Source organism: Halorussus rarus (assembly GCF_003369835.1).
GTDB lineage: Archaea > Halobacteriota > Halobacteria > Halobacteriales > Haladaptataceae > Halorussus > Halorussus rarus.
On record NZ_QPMJ01000002.1, the window covers coordinates 420,320 to 437,643 of the forward strand.

Here is a 17,324-nt window from a genome sequence, read left to right on the forward strand (position 1 = left end):
TTCCCACTCATGTCTCTCTCCCCGCGATTCGAGTCGACACCGGGCGCGACGGGCGTCGACGTCGTCGACCCGGTCGAGACCCGACACTTCCCGCTGGACACCGACGCGCCGGTGGAACCGACCCCCGGCGACCCCGGGACGTTCGCCTTCCCGGTCGACGCGGCCTGCCGTATCTCGGTCGGTCGCCTCGGGCTCCCCTACATGCTCCCGGTGGACGTGCGGACGCCCGAGGGTGATCCGATCGCTTCGGTCGACAGTCCCACGACCCGCGAGCTGCCCGACGGCGACTACCTCGTGGAGCTTCACTCCCCCATAAAGGTGTACCTGCGCGCCGCGGGACCCCTCCGGGTCGCCGCGAGCCCCGACGGCGTCGCGTTCGAGTTCGACGGGACCGCCGCGGTCGACGTCGGCGCGCGGTCGTACCACAGCGCGCCGGCCGCGACCGTCACGGTGCCCGACGACCCCGCGGCGGCGATGGACGCCGTCTCGACGTTCTCCTCGGCGCTCAAGACCACCTCGCCCGAGCGGGCGTGGCCGACGCTGCGGGGCCACCCGCCGGCCGTCGAGCGGGGCGACGAACTGGCGATTCCCGACGGCCTCGACGCGCCCGAGACGGGCGTCCGGATCGTCGCGCCGCCGGAGTACGCCGCGGTGTACGCGGTCGCGCCCCTGGCGTACTACCTCAGTGCGGCCGTCGTCCCGGGCGAGACCGCCCGGCTGACCGCCGAGAGCGGCGTCGACCGGCCGCTCGGCGACGACCCGACCGAGCTCGCCGACGCGGTCGCGGCGCTGCTGAAGCGGGTGTTCTTCCTCGACTGCGCGACCAGGACCGAGGGGCTGTACCCCGACGAGCTCCACGAGCGCGACGTCCTGGCGGCCCGGACGGACCTCGACTTCGCCGACCTCTACGACGCCGACCCGGCCGACCGGCTCGCGGCGTACCTGTCGGTGCCCGACGACGCCGTCGCGGCCGCCGCCTCGCCGTGGCACCGGGTCACGTACGTCCGGCCCGACGCCGGCGCGGTCGAACTGCTGCCCGCGCTCGTCAACGACCTCTCGCTGATCCGACCGAAGGCGTCGGCCGACGACCCGGCGGACCGGACGGTCGACGACCGGCTCGACGGGGCGCTCGACTCGTTCCTCCGGCGCCCGCGAGCGAGCGCCGACCGGGCGAGCCCGGAATCAGCGAGTACGGGGCGGTCGAACGGCGAGCGCGCGAGCGCCGCGCAGTCGGACGCCGCGAGCGAGGAGTTCGTTCGGTCGGTCCGGAGTCCGACGGGGGACGCCGAGGACGCGACCGCAGACGGCGTGCCGGAGGTCGGCGAGTACGTCTCGCTGCCCGAGACAGACGCGCTCGAACGGGCGTGGGTGGGCGACGGGACCCCGATCAGGGGCACGAAGCTCGTCCCCGAGGCGTTCGCCCACGAGACGCCCGAGCCCTCCGACGGGACCGTCGACGTTACCGTGGTCTGCAACGACGAGGCGATGCGCGAGGAGTGGGACTCGGTGGGCGAGATATACGGCAGCCGGGAGGACCTGCCGGTCGACGTGACCGCGCGGGTCGGGGTCTCGACGGCCGACCTCCGGCGCCTGCTCGCCGAGGACTGCGACGTGTTCCACTTCGTCGGCCACATCGACGGTCGGGGGTTCCAGTGCCCGGACGGCGTCCTCGACGCGGCCGCGGTCGGCGAGACGAACGCGACCACCGCGCTGCTGAACGGCTGTCGGTCCCACGACCAGGGGGTCGAACTCGTGAAGGCCGGCGCGAGCGCCGCCGTGGTGAGCCTCTCGGACCTGTTCAACTCGGGCGCGGTCGAGGTCGGCGAGACGCTGGCCCGACTGCTCCACCACGGGTTCGGCGTCGGGGCGGCGATGAAGATCGTCCGGGAGTACACCTCCATCGGGAACCGGTACGTGGTCGTGGGCGACCCGGGCGTGACCGTGGCGTACTGCGAGAGCGGCCTCCCCATGATCCACCACGTCGTCGACGGGGGCGACGAACGGTTCGACGTGACCCCATACTCGTACCCGACGCGGGTTCGCAGCGTGGGGACGAACATCCGGTCCTACCTCCAGGGGTCGGACCGCTACCACGTCGGAGTGGGACCCTGCGGCGAGAAATCGGCGACCCCGCAGGCGCTCCAGATGTCGTTCGTGGGCGACTCACAGCCGCTGATCGTCGACGGCGAACTCGTCTGGAGCGACGAGTGGCTCGGTCACTGAGTCTACGGTCCGGACTTCGCGCACGCGCAGTCGGCGACCGCGCTCCCGCTCTCTGCGAGCAGCAGCGCGACCGTCCAGAGCGCGCCCATCAGTTTCGGGTTGTCGGCCAGCCGCGCCGTGAGGTCGGACGTTCGTGCCATTGCGTGACAGTATCCGGTTCCTGCTAATATCTGTCTTTCTTAAATTTACCTAGAACAACAATAACAGATAAACTACCGGTTCCGACGAGGGCGACTCGCCAGCGCCCAGCCCGCCGTCAGTGGTGTACTCCGAGATCGGAATACTTCCTTTTACGCCTCCCGGGTCATCATGCATCCAATCGTTCGAAGAGGAAAATTTATAACTCGACCGTGAAAATGTGAGTCACACACAGACGAATGTCGTCCCCAGAATCCGCGGGTTCCGTACGCGGGACCGGGCCGCCGGTCCCCGACGACGACCTCGCGAACTTTCTCGACGTCCTGAACGAGCTGAAATCCACCGGATGCAATCTGCTGGTCGTCGGCGACGCGCCCCGGGAGCTGTTCGCGCGGGCGAGCGCGCGAATGCTGGGCGACGACGACGCGACGCGGTACCGCGTCCTCGCGGCGACCGACGCGACCCCCGGGAGCATCGCCGACCGGCTCCCCGACCCGACCGAGTCGTCGCGCCCGGTCGGCGAGACGACCCACGTGCTCAACCACGTCGGCGCGGTCCGGTCGGTCACCGCCTCGGCCGACGAGACGCCCCGGGCGGAGCTCGCGGGCGTCAAGGAGACCCGGGTCGCGGACCCCCAGCTGGCCGGGCTCCAGTCCGCGCTGGTCGAGGCCATCGACGACTTCGCGACCCGCGCCGGCGATTCGCTCGAACCGGCGGCGCTCCGCGTGGGCGTCGACTCGCTGGCGCCGCTGGTCGACTTCCACGGCGAGGACGTGGTCCGGCGGTGCCTCCGCATCGTCGGCGGGCACGTCCGGAAGCGCGACGCCATGGCCCACTACGTGCTGCCGAAGCCGTACGACAGCGAGCTCGTCCGGGCGTTCGCTCCCGCCGCCGACGCCGTCGTCGAGGTCCGGCTGGCCGACGCCGCCGAGGACGGACGGGTCGGCGAACAGCGCTGGCACGTCCCGAACCGGGAGCTGTCGGTCGGCTGGACGCCGCTGTAGCCAAAAGGAGTCCACGGGCCGTCGCGGCCCCGTACTGCCCACCGCTACTCGATCTGCTCGCGATACTCCTCGGCGCTCAGCAGTTCGTCGAGCCCGTCGTCCTCGGCCAGTTCGACCTCCAGCATCCAGCCCTCGCCGAAGGGGTCGTCGTTGACGAGTTCGGGCTGGTCGGCCAGCGCGTCGTTGACCGCGGTGACGGTGGCGTTCACCGGCGAGTAGAGGTCCGAGACCGCCTTGATGGACTCGACGACGCCGAACTCCTCGTCCTGGGAGAGCTCCTCCCCCTCGTCGGGGAGTTCGACGAAGACGACGTCGCCCAGTTCGTCCTGGGCGAAGCCGGTGATACCGATTCTGGCGGTGCCGTCGGTCGTCTCGACCCACTCGTGTTCGCTACTGTACTTCCGGTCGTCGGGAACTTCGAAGCTCATGGTTACTCACTCAGGAATGGCGTGTTCGCTATCTTTGCCTTTTTCGACTGGCCGCGGACCACGACGCGGACCTTGGTCCCGGCGTCGGCGTACTCGGTGGGGACGTAGCCCAGCGCGATGGGCTCGTCCAGCGTCGGACTCATCGTGCCGCTGGTCACCTCGCCGATGACCTCGCCGTCGGGGTCGGTCACGTCGTAGCCGTGGCGCGGGACGCCGCGGTCGACGAGTTTGATGCCGACGAACTCCTCGTCGGCGCCCTCGGCGTCGACGCCCTCGAGCGCGTCCCGGCCGACGAACTCGGTGTCGAGCTTGACCGTCCAGCCGACGCCCGCCTCGTAGGGGTTCCGGGGGTTCTCGTCGGCGTCGAAGTCCTGGCCGGACAGCAGGAATCCCATCTCCATGCGGAGGGTGTCGCGCGCGCCGAGACCGCAGGGCTGGCAGTCGAACAGGTCCCAGACCGCCTCGGCCGACTCGACCGGGACGACCAGTTCGAAGCCGGCCTCGCCGGTGTAGCCGGTCCGGGCGGTCCAGCAGTCGACGCCCGCGAACGCCGCGTCCGTGCCCTCGAACTTCGAGAGGTCGGTCACGTCGTCGTCGGCCGCCTCGGCCACGAGGTCCGTCGCCTCGGGCCCCTGGACCGCGTACATCGCGTACTCCTCGGTGGCGTTCTCCACCTCGGCGTCGAGGCCCCACTCGTCGCGGTGGTCGGTCCACCGGTCGTACATCTGCTCGTCGTGACCCGCGTTGGGGACGAAGAGGAACTCGGCGTCCCGGCCCTCGGGGAGGCGGTAGACCACGGTGTCGTCGAGAATCGTGCCCTCCTCGTCGACGACCATCGAGTAGTGGGAGTCCCCGCGGCCGAGTTCGGTCACGTCGTTGGTGGTGAGCCGCTGGATCAGGTCGGCGGCGTCGGGCCCGCCGACCTCGATCTGGCCCATGTGGGACACGTCGAAGATGCCCGCCTCCTCGCGGACCGCGGCGTGCTCGACCTTGATGGAGTCGAACTCCACGGGCATGTCCCACCCGCCGAACTCGGTGAACGACGCTCCCTCGGCGGCGTGGGCCTCGCGCAGTGGCGGTTTCCGAAGGCTCATGTGAGGTGGGTTAGACGCCCGGCACGTAATGTCTTTGTCTTCCGGATAGCTGGCCGGTCGGTTCGACGCCTCACGCGGGTTCGACGACGATCTGGCCGTCCCGGAGCTTGTAGACCAGCCGGTCGCCCTCCTCGACCTCGACGCCCTCCTCGGCGAACTCCTCGCGGACCGCCTTGATGAGGCTGATTCGCCACCGCTGGGTCACGGTCGTCGTGCCGAGTATCTTCTCGTCGGAGTCGTCGGAGCTCATCTACGGTCGCCTTGGCCATCGGTGTTCATAGGGACTCTTAGCTATTTCGACTATATTGACACCCCACCCGATTGCCGAGCCGGCCTCGACAATCCGGACACTTTGGGAAGAGTTGCCCAATCAAGGGGTTGGATCGGCGGACCGCGGCCGACTCGACGGACCGGCGGGCGCGGCTTCAGTCGTCTGCCTTCTGGGCCTCCGGTCGAGTCTCCAGGCCGAACTCCGCGGCGCGCGAGCGCCAGAACTCCTCGTAGGCCTCCTCCTCTTGGCGGTCGGTGACCGTGCTCTCGCCGGACTGCACCCGGTCGAGCTTGAGGTCGATCTCCTCTATCAGCCGGCGGCCCACGTCGTCGCTGACGGTGCCGTTGCGCATCGCGTCCATTAGGGCGCTCTTCTCCTGCTTGAGCACCCGACGCTCGCCGACCAGCAGCTCCTCGCGCCGGAGCTCGGGGTTGTTCTCGAGCAGCTGGCCGATGGCCTCGCTCAGGTCCTGCTTCTCGCGCTCGTACTCCCCGCGGAAGTCCTCGTAGACCTCCTCCGAGAGGTCGCCCGCGGCGTGGAGCCGTTCGGCCGATTCGAGCGCGGCGTCGACCGCGCGAGCGCGCCCGACGAGCAGTTCGTACAGCTCCTCGGCCTCCGACCGGGTCACGATGTCGAGGCCGTTCATCAGCCGGCCCATCGTGAGCCCCTGGACCACGAGGCTGAACGCCGCGACGCCGAACACCATCGCGCGGAGCTCCTCCAGCAGCGGGAAGTTCGGCGGCAGCCCCAGCACCAGCGCGATGGGAATCGAGCCGTGGAGCCCGCCCCACACCATGACGTGCTGGTAGTCGACCGGCACCGGTCGGGCGACCGCCTGGTTGACGAGGTTGACGATGGGGTAGACCACCGCCGCGCGCGCGAGGACGACCAGCGGGATGGCCAGCAGGATGAGTCGCCCGTGGGTCACCACCTGGTGGATGGGCGTCTTCGCGCCGATGAGCAGGAAGATGAGCGTGTTGACGAGGAAGGCGGCGGTCTCCCACGTGTTGAACACCGAGATCTTGGTCTGGGCGCTCATCGCGCGCTCGGCGCCCCGGTTGCCGATGAGGAAGCCGGCCGTCACCGTGGCGATGACGCCGCTGAAGTAGTAGTCGCCGATGACCCCGCTCAGGGTGTGTTCGGCCAGCAGGAAGCTGCCGTACGCCAGAACGAGCGTCAGCACGATCTCGGTCATGTGCTCGTCGAGCCGGTACATGACCTGGTACACCGCGAGGCCGGCCACCAGTCCGACGAGCGCTCCGCCGACGCTGGCGACCAGGATGTCGGTCGAGGCGCTGACGATGGTGTCGGCGGTCACCAGTTCCGCGAGGTCGGTCCCGGCCCGAGTGGACTGGAGGACGAGCGCGTACAGCGTCGTGAAGATGACGACGCCCACGCCGTCGTTGACGAGGCTCTCGCCCTCGACCAGCACCGAGAGGCGCTCGGGCGCGCCGAGTTCCTCGAACAGCGCCAGCACCGACACCGGGTCGGTGGGCAGGATCATCGCCGCGAACAGCAGCGCGACCAGCAACGGGAAGCCGAAGGCGTAGTGGCCGACGACGCCGAGCAGGAGGATCGCCGCTATCAGTCCCACCACCGCGAGGACGAGGATGTGCGTGAGGTTCGTCCGGAAGTGTTCGAGGTCGGTGGTCGCCGCGCCCTCGAACAGAAGCGGCGGCAGGAAGACCAGCAGGATGAGGTCGTGGGACAGTTCGATGTCGATGGTGACGCCGAGGATCGAGACGGTGAGACCCGCGAGCAGGAGCGCGATAGTGTAGGGGAACCGGCCGATCTTGGCGACGAAGACGCCGACGCCAGCCGCGATGACGAACACCGACAGCAGGTCGATGAGCTCGGCGGCGATCCCAGTCTCTGCGACCATGTCCGAAGGTAAGCCGCTGAGTCATTAAACGTCCGTGGCTCGCTCGCGCGAGGGAGACGGTCAGCGGGCCGGAAAGAGAGGCGACGCCGGCTGGCGCGGGTGCGTTACTGGTACTCGGTGATGGTCAGGTCGTAGCTCCCCGACCCGCTGTAGGAGTCGACGTCGATCTGGAGCGCCGTCGACGTGTCGGGGCTGTCGACGGTGATGGACTCCCGGCTGTTCGTGCTGATCGACCGGTAGTCGTAGTCGCTCGGGGAGGCGTCGGTCGTCGTGCCCTCGTTGACGTAGAGGTCGAAGTCGGCGTCGCTCGGCCCGTCGAGTTCCACGACGATCTGGCTCGGCGAGCTGTACTCCCACGACCACGAGTAGTCGTCGTAGTCGTAGGAGCCCGACAGCGACCCGCTGACCGTCTCGGACGTCGACCCGCCGTCGCCGCCTCCGCCGCCACCGCCGCTACCGGGTTCGGTGGTGACCGCGTCGTAGGCGTTGACCTGGCCCGCGCCCTGCTCGTCCGAGGAGAGACCGATGTCCTCGGCGGTGTTCTTGAGGTGGCTGCGGAGCTCCGAGTTGGTGAGGTCCCACTTCGCGAGCGTCAGGCCGGCGACGCCCGACGTGACCGGCGTCGCCATCGAGGTGCCCGACAGCCGCTCGTAGGAGCCACGCTCCTCGGTCGTGGTCGAGAGCACGTCGACGCCGGGCGCGCAGAGCTCGACGCTGCTGCCGTACTGGGAGAACGACGCGAGCTGCTCGTCGCTGTCGACCGCCGAGACCGCCACGCACTCGCTATAGGCGGCGGGGTACGAGACGCTGCCTGAGCCGTCGTTCCCGGCGGCCGCGACGACGAGCGCGCCGTTGTCGGTCGCGTAGGAGACGGCGTTCTTCATCGTGGACGTGTAGCCGCCGCCACCGAGGCTCAGGTTGATGACGTCCGCGCCCCGGTCGGCCGCCCACTCGACGGCGTCGGCGATGTCGGCCGTCGACCCGCTGCCGCTCTCGTCGAGCGCCCGGCCGTTGATGAGCGTTGAGTTGCCCTGGCCCGCGACGCCGGCGCCGTTGTCGACGACCGCCGCGGCGCAGCCCGAGACGTGGGTGGCGTGGTACTCGTCGCTCGGCGCGTCCGGGGCCGGGTCCGAGTCGCCGTCAGCGAAGTCCCGGCCGGGGTCCGAGGCGTAGTTGGCCGCCAGGTCGGGGTGGTCGTACTGGGCGCCGGTGTCGACGACGGCGATGGTGACCTCCGAGTCGCCGAACGTGGCGTCCCACGCCCGGTCGGACTCGACCTGCTGGGGCGCGTACTGGTCGCCGAACCGGGGGTCGCTCGGAGTGGCGAGTGCGGTGTGGGTCGCGTTCGGCTCGGCGTACTTGATGCCGTCGCGCTTCGTGATGGCGTCGATGAAGTTCTGCTTGGCCTTCTCCGGAGCCCGGCTCGGGAACTCGACCGCGGCGTACCGGAGGTTGTCGTTGGTGTGGACGACCTCCGCGGTGCCCGGGAGGTGGCCGGCGACCGTCGCCTCCACGTCGCCGTGGCCGGCGGAGACGCCGACGAGAATCTCGTCCTTCTTCGGACCGGGCTCGCGGCCCGGCGTCGCTGCCGTAACGCCACTCGCCGCGGCGGCGGCGCCGACCGCACCTGTTGCCTTGAGGAAGTCGCGTCGACCGCATCGGTTGGGGGTTTTGTCCGACATGCTTCATCGTGATACGAAAAGCCATGGTTATTTATTCTTTTTTCATACTGAAATAAAATATTTATTTAATTTAGTTAGTGTATCAATTAATTAGAGAGGCCTTCGGGCCCACTGTCTCGCGACCGATTCGCGACGGACCGCCACCGCTATGGTCCGAGGTCGGCTATCGCCGGGTATGCAACCGCTGCGCTCGCTCCTCGACGGGGCGACGACCGTCGCGCTGTTCGTGGACGGGCCGAACGTGCTGCGAGACGAGTTCGACGTGGACCTCGACGACGTCCGGGCGGCGGCCGAAGAGATCGGCCAGCTCTCGGCGACGCGGCTCTACCTCGACGAACACGCCACGCCCGGGCTCATCCAGGCCGCCGAGGCCCGAGGCTACGAGGTGACGGTGACCAGCGGCGACGTGGACGTGAAGCTCGCGGTCGACGCGACCGAGTTCGCGCTCACCGAGGGGCTGGACGTGCTGGCGGTCGCCTCGCGGGACACCGACTTCAAGCCCGTGCTGGAGAAGGCCGCCCGGAACGGAGTCCGGACGGTCGCCATCGCGCCGGGCGAGCACGGCCGGTCGGACGCCCTGCGGAACGCGGCCCACGACGCGGTCGTGCTGGAGGAGTGAGCGCGGGGGCGGAGCAGTTCGCGGTCCCGAAGTGTGTCGATCGGGAGCTACTCGTCCGCGCCGCCGGCGTCGCCGAGCGTCGCGACGTCGACGCGGTGGTCGTCCCCGTCGAGCCGGAGGACCACCGAGTCCGCGATGGAGGCGGCGACCGCCTCGCGCCACGCCTCGACCGATGCGACGTGGCGCTCGCGGTGGCGCTCGACCGAGAACTCGACCTCGGAGTCCTCGCGGAGCGCGTCCTCGGTGTCGTCAGGCGTCGGATACTCGGGTACCGTCCCGCCGTCGACAAATCGTGCGGGCGGGACGTGGACCGCGCCCGTCTCGGGGTCGCGGTCGTCGCCCTCGCGTGTCGCCGGGCCCGGACCCGTGTCGTGGAGTCGAGCCCGCATCCGGCCCGAGAACGGCGGCGTCACCCGGAGGACGGGCCGGCGGTCGCTCCGGCGGCTGGCCTCGTACGCCGTCACCACGTCACCGGTCGTGACCGCGAGCGACCGGACGTCGCGGGGGTCGGTACTCATGTGGGGTCGTGCGGGCCGGAGGCACTTGGAGGTCGCGCCACATCGGAGCGCGACCGCGACGAAGCAACGTCGATTCACAGCCGTTTTTCCCCCGCAACTCCAACACTCGGCCATGAGCGAGGACCTCGGAACGCCGGTGCTCGACGACCACCTCCACCTCGACCCCGACCACGGCCGGGGCATGGAGGCGGTCAAGGACTTCGCGCGCAGCGGCGGCACCCACCTGCTCGTGGTCAACAAGCCCTCGTGGCTGCTCGGGGTCGAACCCGAGACCGGCGAGGAGTTCCGCCCCGTCTTCGAGACCACCCTCGACGCGGTCTCGCGGGCGGACGAGATACTCGACGGCCGGGCGTGGCCCGTGCTCGGGGTCCACCCCGGGCTGGTCTCGAAGCTGGTCGACGACCGGGGGTACGCGCCCGAGGCGGCCCGCGACCTGATGCAAGCGGGGCTGGACCTCGCGGCCGAGTACGTCGAGTCGGGCGAGGCGGTGGCGCTCAAGACCGGTCGACCCCACTACGACACGACCGACGCGGTGTGGGAGGCCTCGAACGCGGTGCTCCGCCACGGGCTGGCGCTGGGCGCCGACCGGGATTGTGCGGTCCAGCTCCACACCGAGGCCAGCGAGGACCTGACCGAGATCGCCGACTGGGCCGAGGACGCCGGCCTGGACCCCGAGAAGGTCGTCAAACACTACGCCGGCGGGAAGCTGGCCGGACCGACGCCGAGCGTGATGAGCGAGAAGGACAGGCTGGCACGCGCTGCCGAGCGGGGCGAGCCGTTCCTGATGGAGACCGACTTCGTGGACGACCCCGACCGGCCCGGCGCGGTGATGGGGCCCAAGACGGTGCCCCGGCGCGTCCGGTGGATGCAGGAGGAAGGGTACGACGAGGCGCTGGTAATCGCCCACGTGGAGGCGCCAAAGCGGGTCTACGGCCTCGACACGGAAGAAACGTTGGACCGGTAGCGCAGCCCAAGCAGAAAGGCATATGAAGCGGGCAACACTCGGAAAGCATATGAGCGCGCCTCCGGAGGAATTCTACTCCGACGAACGCTGGCAGAACTGGCTCGACCGCATCCGGGAGGAGGACATCGACCCGGAGGACGAGGACTCGGCCCGACTGCTCCTCAATCTCCAGGACGACGTCGCCATCGCCGTCGCCAAGATCGTCACCGCGTACGACGACGGCGAGGTCGAGGAGGAGGAGGCGCTCGAGGAGCTCGCCGACATCCGCGAGGTCGTCCTCGACGAGGTGGAGTTCGACAACGACGAGAAGGCGATGCTCATCGACGGCGTCCAGACCAGTCTGGTCTGCGTCTTCTACGCGGCCGAGCAGTACGTCGCCGACGGGCCCGCCGACGAGGGTGGCGTCGAGGAGTACGTCGTGGAGGCCGGCCGCGCCGAGGAGGGCGAGGACCTCGACTCGGCGCTCGGACTGGTCGCGGCGGCCGGGACGCGCATCATCGACGGCGAGGAGCTCGACATGACGGTCACCGAGGACATCGAGTACGGCCTGGTCACCGAGTGGGTCAACGGCCTCGACAGCCTCCAGAGCGCCATGAGCGACCCCGAGGTCGTCGAAGAGGAAGAGGAAGACGAGTAGCCGCCCCAGCGCTATTTTTATCTGTTCGCCCTGAAAGGAGGCGAGTAGTGCGACTGCGAACCGACGACCGGGGCGTGACCGTGCAGGTCGGGACGGTGCTGCTGTTCGCGGTGGTTGTCGTCCTGCTGTCGACCTACCAGGCCTCGGTCGTCCCCCAGCAGAACGAGCAGGTGGAGTTCGACCACAACCAGCGGGTCCAGGGCCAGCTCCAGGACCTCCGTGACGAGCTCCTCCGGACCGCCGTCACCGGCAGCGGCGGGTCGTCGTCGGTCGCGCTCGGGACCCGGTATCCGGTCCGGGCCGTCTTCGTCAACCCCGCGCCGCCCTCGGGGACGCTCGCGACGACGCCGGCCGCGAACGCGACGATTCGGAACGCCACCGCCGACGGCGAGACCGGCGACTACTGGACAGGTCACAGTCGGAACTTCTCGACGCTGGGGCTGACCTACGACCCGCTGTACCACGTCTACCAGAACCCCCCGACGACGGTGTTCCGGAACGGCGTGCTCTACAACCGGTATCCGGACGCCAATCGGACGCTGTCGGGTCAGCGACTCGTCCGCGGGAACCGGATCTCGCTCGTGGCGCTGAACGGCAGCCTCTCGGAGTCGGCCAGCGGGAGCGCGACGGTCGACTTCCGCGCGGTCAGCGCCGCGACCCGGACCGTGACGGTCCGCAACGAGACGGCCAACCTCTCGGTGGTCGTCCCGACCACGCTCGCCGAGGGGAAGGCGGTCGGCCTCTGGAGGCAACTGCTCGCAGACGAGTGGAGCGAATCGCCCGGCGACGACCGCCGCGTGCTCGCCGTGGAGGCCGGTCCCCGGCCCGACGTCGCGGACGTCCGAATCGTCCTCGAACCGGGAACTTACGAGCTCCAGCTCGCGAAGGTCGGCGTCGGCTCGGACGTGACGGGCGTCGACCCTCACTACGTGACCGACGTCCGGGGCGACAACGCGAGCGCGCTCGAAGGCGGCAAGCAGCAACTCGTCGTGGAGGTGCGCGACCGGTTCAACAACCCCGTGTCGGGCACGATCGTGAACGCGAGCGACGTCACCGACGGGACCGTGACTCCGCAACGGACCCGGACGAACGCTGCAGGTCGCGCAACGTTCGTCTACGATGCCTCCGGGGCGGCCGGGACCGAGGCGGTGACGTTCAACATCAGCGACGACCCCGAGCCGCGGGAGGAGGCGACCCTCCGCGTTCACGTCAGCTCGGCTGGCACGGGGAACGGCACCACCGGAGGAGACGGGGACGACGGTGCCTACTGGACCTGGTGGGAGAACGCCACCATCGACTCCCGGCCCGGGATGACGTGCCACGCCAACGACACGTGCAGGTACGACCTCGCGTACGGCGATACCGTGACGCTGACGGCGAACACGACGCCCACCGCCGACGGTGCGACGGTCCAGTTCGCGGTGAACGACACGGCGACAGCCCAGTTCGCCGCCGACCAGGGGACCACCGGGAGCGACGGCAGCGTCGAGGCCGACCTCCAGGCGCTCGATACCGAGAACGTCACCGTCTACGCCGCCAGCGGCGGGACCGGCGACAGGCTGGCGATCCAGATCTACGACTCCGGAGCAGAGCCGACCGGCACCATCGTGTACAACGACGACGGGACCGCGACGCGCGGCGACAGACAGGGCGGGCAGAAGTCCGGATTGACCTTCAGCGTCACGAACAACGAAGCCGAGTCGGTCACCCTGACCGACGTTCGCGTCGAACCCGAAGACGGGTCTATCGACGAACTCAGTGACTCGTCTGCGGACGAGGGCATGTACCAGAGCGAACTGCACGTCGACGCGCAGCGCGACGGAACCTCCGACATCGCCGGCGGGACTGCGCTTCCCAGAACGTTCGACATCGACAGCGACGGTCAGGAACCGCACGCAAACGAGTGGTACGGTGATGTTACCTGGACGCTCCAGCAGGAACCGATCATCGCCGGTGACGGCGGCACCGCGACGTTCTACCTCTACGAGTTCTTCAGCGACGGGAACCCCGTCTCGATGACGAGCGAACGCGTCACCATCACGCTGCGCTTCGAGAACCACGACCCGGTGACGTTCACCGTGCGCGGAAACGACGGTTGAGCCGAGCAGCGGTATTTCGACGACCGTCGAAAGCGGTATCGACAAAACCTTATAGCCGGTCGCCGGACTTGGGGACATGACAGCCGTCGGTATCGACGCAGTCGAAATCTGGACGGGGAAACTCAAGCTCGACCTCCCGGAGACGTTCGCGCCGGCGAAGGGCGAGGACCCCGAGAAGTACACAAAGGGGCTGGGACTGCACGCGAGCTCGTTCCCGGACGCCCACGAGGACATCGTGACGATGGGCGCCAACGCGGCCAAGCGCCTGATGGACCGCAAGGGGCTGACTCCCGACGACATCGGCCGCATCGACGTGGCGACCGAGTCGGCGTTCGACAACTCCAAGCCGGTGTCGACGTACATCGCGGGCTGCCTCGAGCAGGTGTACGACGGCGACTTCCACCACGCCAACAAGGGCGAGCGCAAGTTCGCCTGCATCGCCGGGACCCAGAGCCTCGACGACGCCTACAACTGGATCAAGGCCGGGCGCAACCGCGGCCGGGCGGCGCTCGTGGTGGCGACCGACACCGCCCTCTACGCTCGGGGCGACCCCGGCGAGGCCACCCAGGGCGCGGGCGCGGTGGCGATGCTCATCGACGAGGACCCCAACCTCGTGGAGCTCTCGACCCACCAGGGGTACGGCAGCGCCGACGAGACCGACTTCCTCAAGCCCAACCAGCAGTTCCCGAGCGTCGACGGGAAGCGCTCGATGCAGGTGTACCTCGCCCGGATGCGCGAGGCCCTGGAGGACTACGAGTCGGTCGCGGGTGCCTCCCATCCCGACGACTTCGCGTACATTCCGTTCCACACGCCGTTCCCCGGCATGGTCCGGCGGGCCGCGCTGCTGGCCTATCGCCACATGATCCGGGACACGCCCATCGAGGAGGAACTGGCCGAGGAGATCGGCTTCCAGCCCCGCGAGGAGGACTTCGACGACCGCGAGGCCTACGAGGAGGCCATCCGCGACCACATGGACGACCTCAAGGCGACCGAGGCGTACCGCGAGTGGTACGCCGACACGGTCGAGCCGACCCTCTCGATCTCCCGCGAGGTCGGCAACTGGTACACCGGCTCGGTCCACATCGCCCGCGCCGCAGCGCTCAAGGGCGCCGCCGAGGAGGGCCTCGACCTCGCCGGCCAGAAGCTGGGCGTCGGCTCGTACGGGTCGGGCGCGCAGGCCGAGGTCCACGCCGAGACGATCGCGGAGGGCTGGCGCGAGGAGATCGAGCAACTGAACATCGACGAGCAGAACGAGCGCCGCTACGACCTCTCGTACGAGGAGTACGAGGACGTCCACGACCGGCACAACCACGACAAGACAATCGAGATGGAGGACTTCACCGTCCCCGACGGCGAGTTCGTGTTCACCGGGCGCGGCCGGATGAACGAGCGCCTCTACGACTACGTGGAGTAGCGGGCCAGCACGCCTGTCTTCTCGGTTCCGCGTCGATTCTCGTTCTTCTCCGGCTCTTCGGTCGAATCTCGTTGGCAAGATGAGTACGCCTGAGTCTACGAGCAAATGGGGACGGGAGCTAGCTACTGCCGTCACCGATGAATTACCCCACCGCGACCGCGAGCCTCACACCTCCCCAGCCTCCTCGCTCGCTACGCTCACTCGTCCCTCGCGCGAACGAGCGCGGCACGGGGCCGCGCTCGCACGCGCCGGAGCACATGAGGCGACATCCTCTTCCCTTCAGTGCTGTCCGAAACTGCGGTCGAATCCGGCCGAGGCCTTTTAAACGAGCACCTCCGACTATCGGCCCATGAGCGATGTCGGCACGGAGGGCGCGAGCGAGCCGGCCGGCGGCGGAACCCCGGCGGAACTCGAATCGGACGAAACGGTCGATCCAGACCCGGACGAGACGAGAGTCGCCGAAGCCGAGACCCGCACGCTCGACCCCGACGTCGAGTCCGCCGAACCCAGCGACGCCTTCGAGGCGCTGGGCAACGAGGTCCGGATGGCGGTCCTGCGGGCGCTCGTCGACGGCGGCGACGGAGACGGCGAGGGCGGCGTCTCCGGTCGGGCCATGACCTTCTCGGAGCTGTTCGAGGCGAGCCCCGCCGACACCACCGCGGGGTTCGCCTACCACCTCCGGCAGCTGACCGGCCTCTTCCTGGAGAAGACCGGCGAGGAGGGCGACGAGTACGCGCTGACCTACGCCGGGTTGGAGGTCACCCGCGCCATCGTCGCCGGGACCTACACCGACCGAGTGTCGTTCGGCCCCGTCCCGACCGGCGACCCATGCCCGCTCTGCGAGAATGGGGACCTCGCGGCGGTCTGCGAAGCCAACTACGTCACGGTGGCCTGCGAGGACTGCGACCGCGCGGTGCTGACCCTACCGTTCCCGCCGGGCGCGCGCCGCGACCGCGACCCCGAGCGCCTGCTCGCGGCGTTCGACCGCCACCACCGCCACCGGCTCTCGGTGATGTCCGACGGGGTCTGCCCGGAGTGCGCCGCGACGATGGAGGCCGCGCTGTCGTCGCCGCCCGACTCGATGACCGAGCGACTGCCCGACAGCGAGGCCCGGCGGGCGCAGGTCCGCCTCGACTGCCGGCAGTGCGGCTGTCGCCTCCACGCGCCGGTGACCCTCGCGGTGCTCGAACATCCCGCCGTCGTCGCGTTCTTCCACGACCACGGACTCGACGTCCGCGACCGTCCCGTCTGGAACGTCGGCCCGGAGTGGGCCGAATCGGTGGTCTCCGACGATCCGTGGTGCGTACGGGTCAGCGCGGAACTCGACGACGAGGTGCTCGACCTGTTCGTCGCCGCCGACTGCTCGGTCGCCGCGACGCGGCGCCGCCCCGCCGACGGGGTTCGGCAGGCGTCGTAACCCCCGGTCGGCGATTCGTTTTTCTGCCTCCGAGCGCCGAGCGACGTCGCCACGGGTCGGAACGGAACGTCGCGGGAACCGCAGATAAACCAATTACCACGATATAAAATCAAGGCGCTCGAGGACCGCACGGTGCTATCTCCGTTCGTGAGCGTGTCCGCCTATAGCCTGTTGGACGTTCGACAGTGAAGAAGAACGAGGAGGGCCGACCGAAGCGACAGTCTCGGGCTACTCGTCGGTTCCGGGGACCGGGGACTCCTCATCGGACTCGAGGAACCCGTGGTACGGACAGACGTGCTCGTCTCGGATGATCTGCTCGTCGACGATGTCGAGACCGAGCCCGTCGAGTTCCTCGGCGATCCGGTTGAGGTCGTCGTGGCTCCGGCCGATGGCGTTCACGTACACGTTGCGCTTGCCGGTCATGATCTCGCGGACGGCCGTGACGCCGTGTACCTCGCGGGCCCGGTCCGCGAGTTCGTCCCGCTCGGTGACCGGTGCGGTACAGATGATCTTGGTGTAGAGGGGGTAGCCCGCCAGGTCGTAATCGATGTCGATGTGGTAGCCTCGGATGATGCCCTCCTCCTCGAGTTTGTTGATCCGGGTTCGGACGGTGCTCGGGGACAGGTCGAGCTTCTCCGCGATGTCGTTCGAGGACGTCCCGCGGGCGTCCTGCTGGAGGTAGTAGAGGATGGACTTGTCGACCGAGTCCAGTGCGCCGTCTTTCATCTGCCGAACGGTTCGGCGTCCGGAGTATTATGGCTCCTGATTTCGCTCCGATCGTCGGCAGGTAGACCGCCTCCGTGCCGAATTCCCTCCTCCGGACTTCGACGGCACGGGTCGCCGAGACGCCCGGGACTCTGTGGAGCGAATGGAGGTCCGCAGAACTCCGTCTGCGGGTAGATACTGGAGATGCGAAGACGTAACGCGCAAAACG

At 69.0% G+C, this 17,324-nt stretch carries 16 protein-coding genes; 8 read left to right on the forward strand and 8 right to left on the reverse strand.

Going from position 1 to position 17,324, the window contains the following annotated elements; genetic code table 11:
• Window positions 1–9 precede the first annotated feature (9 nt).
• Window positions 10–2,223: a hypothetical protein gene (locus tag DVR07_RS10370; RefSeq protein ID WP_115797047.1), complete on the forward strand. Its 2,214-nt coding sequence runs from the start codon at window positions 10–12 to the stop codon at window positions 2,221–2,223.
• Between the two features lie 2 nt (window positions 2,224–2,225).
• Here the strand turns inward: DVR07_RS10370 and DVR07_RS22100 are convergent, their stop codons facing one another.
• Complete coding sequence (locus DVR07_RS22100) at window positions 2,226–2,363, reverse strand: DUF7503 family protein (protein ID WP_165881749.1); 138 nt, start codon at window positions 2,361–2,363, stop codon at window positions 2,226–2,228.
• A gap of 237 nt (window positions 2,364–2,600) precedes the next feature.
• Here DVR07_RS22100 and DVR07_RS10375 point away from each other — a divergent pair, with 237 nt between their 5' ends.
• Window positions 2,601–3,365, forward strand: a complete 765-nt coding sequence (locus tag DVR07_RS10375) for a DUF7504 family protein (RefSeq protein ID WP_115797049.1) — start codon at window positions 2,601–2,603, stop codon at window positions 3,363–3,365.
• Between the two features lie 44 nt (window positions 3,366–3,409).
• On the opposite strand, the gene gcvH is transcribed toward DVR07_RS10375, so the two are convergent.
• The 5 genes from gcvH to DVR07_RS10400 all read right to left on the reverse strand — a co-directional run bounded on the left by gcvH (window position 3,410) and on the right by DVR07_RS10400 (window position 8,722).
• Window positions 3,410–3,793: a glycine cleavage system protein GcvH gene (gcvH, locus tag DVR07_RS10380; RefSeq protein ID WP_115797051.1), complete on the reverse strand. Its 384-nt coding sequence runs from the start codon at window positions 3,791–3,793 to the stop codon at window positions 3,410–3,412.
• A gap of 2 nt (window positions 3,794–3,795) precedes the next feature.
• Entirely contained in the window at window positions 3,796–4,887 is a 1,092-nt protein-coding gene (gcvT, locus tag DVR07_RS10385; protein WP_115797053.1) for a glycine cleavage system aminomethyltransferase GcvT, read from the reverse strand.
• Window positions 4,888–4,957: 70 nt separating this feature from the next.
• Window positions 4,958–5,137 carry a hypothetical protein gene (locus DVR07_RS10390; protein WP_115797054.1) on the reverse strand — a complete coding sequence of 60 codons (180 nt, stop codon included), beginning with the start codon at window positions 5,135–5,137 and terminating at the stop codon, window positions 4,958–4,960.
• A 175-nt stretch (window positions 5,138–5,312) separates the two neighbouring features.
• A complete protein-coding gene (locus DVR07_RS10395) occupies window positions 5,313–7,040 on the reverse strand; it encodes a cation:proton antiporter (protein ID WP_115797056.1) in 1,728 nt (575 codons plus the stop codon).
• 104 nt (window positions 7,041–7,144) lie between these two features.
• The gene (locus DVR07_RS10400) at window positions 7,145–8,722 is read right to left on the reverse strand and encodes a S8 family serine peptidase (RefSeq protein WP_115797058.1); all 1,578 of its coding nucleotides are present in this window, start codon (window positions 8,720–8,722) and stop codon (window positions 7,145–7,147) included.
• Window positions 8,723–8,897: 175 nt separating this feature from the next.
• Between DVR07_RS10400 and DVR07_RS10405 the strand changes: the two genes are divergently transcribed.
• A complete protein-coding gene (locus DVR07_RS10405) occupies window positions 8,898–9,341 on the forward strand; it encodes an NYN domain-containing protein (protein WP_115797059.1) in 444 nt (147 codons plus the stop codon).
• Between the two features lie 47 nt (window positions 9,342–9,388).
• Here the strand turns inward: DVR07_RS10405 and DVR07_RS10410 are convergent, their stop codons facing one another.
• Window positions 9,389–9,859: a hypothetical protein gene (locus DVR07_RS10410; protein ID WP_115797061.1), complete on the reverse strand. Its 471-nt coding sequence runs from the start codon at window positions 9,857–9,859 to the stop codon at window positions 9,389–9,391.
• A 112-nt stretch (window positions 9,860–9,971) separates the two neighbouring features.
• On the opposite strand from DVR07_RS10410, the gene DVR07_RS10415 reads away from it, so the two are divergent.
• From DVR07_RS10415 to DVR07_RS10435, 5 genes are all read left to right on the forward strand, one after another.
• The gene (locus tag DVR07_RS10415) at window positions 9,972–10,823 is read left to right on the forward strand and encodes a TatD family hydrolase (protein ID WP_115797063.1); all 852 of its coding nucleotides are present in this window, start codon (window positions 9,972–9,974) and stop codon (window positions 10,821–10,823) included.
• A 49-nt stretch (window positions 10,824–10,872) separates the two neighbouring features.
• Window positions 10,873–11,460, forward strand: coding sequence for a DUF2150 family protein (locus DVR07_RS10420; protein WP_115797065.1), 588 nt, complete (start codon window positions 10,873–10,875; stop codon window positions 11,458–11,460).
• A gap of 47 nt (window positions 11,461–11,507) precedes the next feature.
• Window positions 11,508–13,559: an Ig-like domain-containing protein gene (locus tag DVR07_RS10425; protein WP_115797067.1), complete on the forward strand. Its 2,052-nt coding sequence runs from the start codon at window positions 11,508–11,510 to the stop codon at window positions 13,557–13,559.
• A gap of 76 nt (window positions 13,560–13,635) precedes the next feature.
• The gene (gene hmgB / locus DVR07_RS10430; RefSeq protein WP_115797069.1) at window positions 13,636–14,973 is read left to right on the forward strand and encodes a hydroxymethylglutaryl-CoA synthase; all 1,338 of its coding nucleotides are present in this window, start codon (window positions 13,636–13,638) and stop codon (window positions 14,971–14,973) included.
• A gap of 349 nt (window positions 14,974–15,322) precedes the next feature.
• Window positions 15,323–16,390 carry a DUF7351 domain-containing protein gene (locus tag DVR07_RS10435; protein ID WP_115797071.1) on the forward strand — a complete coding sequence of 356 codons (1,068 nt, stop codon included), beginning with the start codon at window positions 15,323–15,325 and terminating at the stop codon, window positions 16,388–16,390.
• A gap of 228 nt (window positions 16,391–16,618) precedes the next feature.
• Here DVR07_RS10435 and DVR07_RS10440 read toward each other — a convergent pair whose 3' ends face one another.
• Window positions 16,619–17,116, reverse strand: coding sequence for an Lrp/AsnC family transcriptional regulator (locus DVR07_RS10440; RefSeq protein WP_115797074.1), 498 nt, complete (start codon window positions 17,114–17,116; stop codon window positions 16,619–16,621).
• Window positions 17,117–17,324: the final 208 nt, after the last annotated feature.

What these genes read in the sequence shown, in the direction of transcription:
- DVR07_RS10370 (WP_115797047.1), top strand. Translation starts at nt 10, where the DNA reads ATGTCTCTCTCCCCGCGATTCGAGTCGACACCGGGCGCGACGGGCGTC.
- DVR07_RS22100 (WP_165881749.1), bottom strand. Translation starts at nt 2,363, where the DNA reads ATGGCACGAACGTCCGACCTCACGGCGCGGCTGGCCGACAACCCGAAA.
- DVR07_RS10375 (WP_115797049.1), top strand. Translation starts at nt 2,601, where the DNA reads ATGTCGTCCCCAGAATCCGCGGGTTCCGTACGCGGGACCGGGCCGCCG.
- gcvH (WP_115797051.1), bottom strand. Translation starts at nt 3,793, where the DNA reads ATGAGCTTCGAAGTTCCCGACGACCGGAAGTACAGTAGCGAACACGAG.
- gcvT (WP_115797053.1), bottom strand. Translation starts at nt 4,887, where the DNA reads ATGAGCCTTCGGAAACCGCCACTGCGCGAGGCCCACGCCGCCGAGGGA.
- DVR07_RS10390 (WP_115797054.1), bottom strand. Translation starts at nt 5,137, where the DNA reads ATGAGCTCCGACGACTCCGACGAGAAGATACTCGGCACGACGACCGTG.
- DVR07_RS10395 (WP_115797056.1), bottom strand. Translation starts at nt 7,040, where the DNA reads ATGGTCGCAGAGACTGGGATCGCCGCCGAGCTCATCGACCTGCTGTCG.
- DVR07_RS10400 (WP_115797058.1), bottom strand. Translation starts at nt 8,722, where the DNA reads ATGTCGGACAAAACCCCCAACCGATGCGGTCGACGCGACTTCCTCAAG.
- DVR07_RS10405 (WP_115797059.1), top strand. Translation starts at nt 8,898, where the DNA reads ATGCAACCGCTGCGCTCGCTCCTCGACGGGGCGACGACCGTCGCGCTG.
- DVR07_RS10410 (WP_115797061.1), bottom strand. Translation starts at nt 9,859, where the DNA reads ATGAGTACCGACCCCCGCGACGTCCGGTCGCTCGCGGTCACGACCGGT.
- DVR07_RS10415 (WP_115797063.1), top strand. Translation starts at nt 9,972, where the DNA reads ATGAGCGAGGACCTCGGAACGCCGGTGCTCGACGACCACCTCCACCTC.
- DVR07_RS10420 (WP_115797065.1), top strand. Translation starts at nt 10,873, where the DNA reads ATGAGCGCGCCTCCGGAGGAATTCTACTCCGACGAACGCTGGCAGAAC.
- hmgB (WP_115797069.1), top strand. Translation starts at nt 13,636, where the DNA reads ATGACAGCCGTCGGTATCGACGCAGTCGAAATCTGGACGGGGAAACTC.
- DVR07_RS10435 (WP_115797071.1), top strand. Translation starts at nt 15,323, where the DNA reads ATGAGCGATGTCGGCACGGAGGGCGCGAGCGAGCCGGCCGGCGGCGGA.
- DVR07_RS10440 (WP_115797074.1), bottom strand. Translation starts at nt 17,116, where the DNA reads ATGAAAGACGGCGCACTGGACTCGGTCGACAAGTCCATCCTCTACTAC.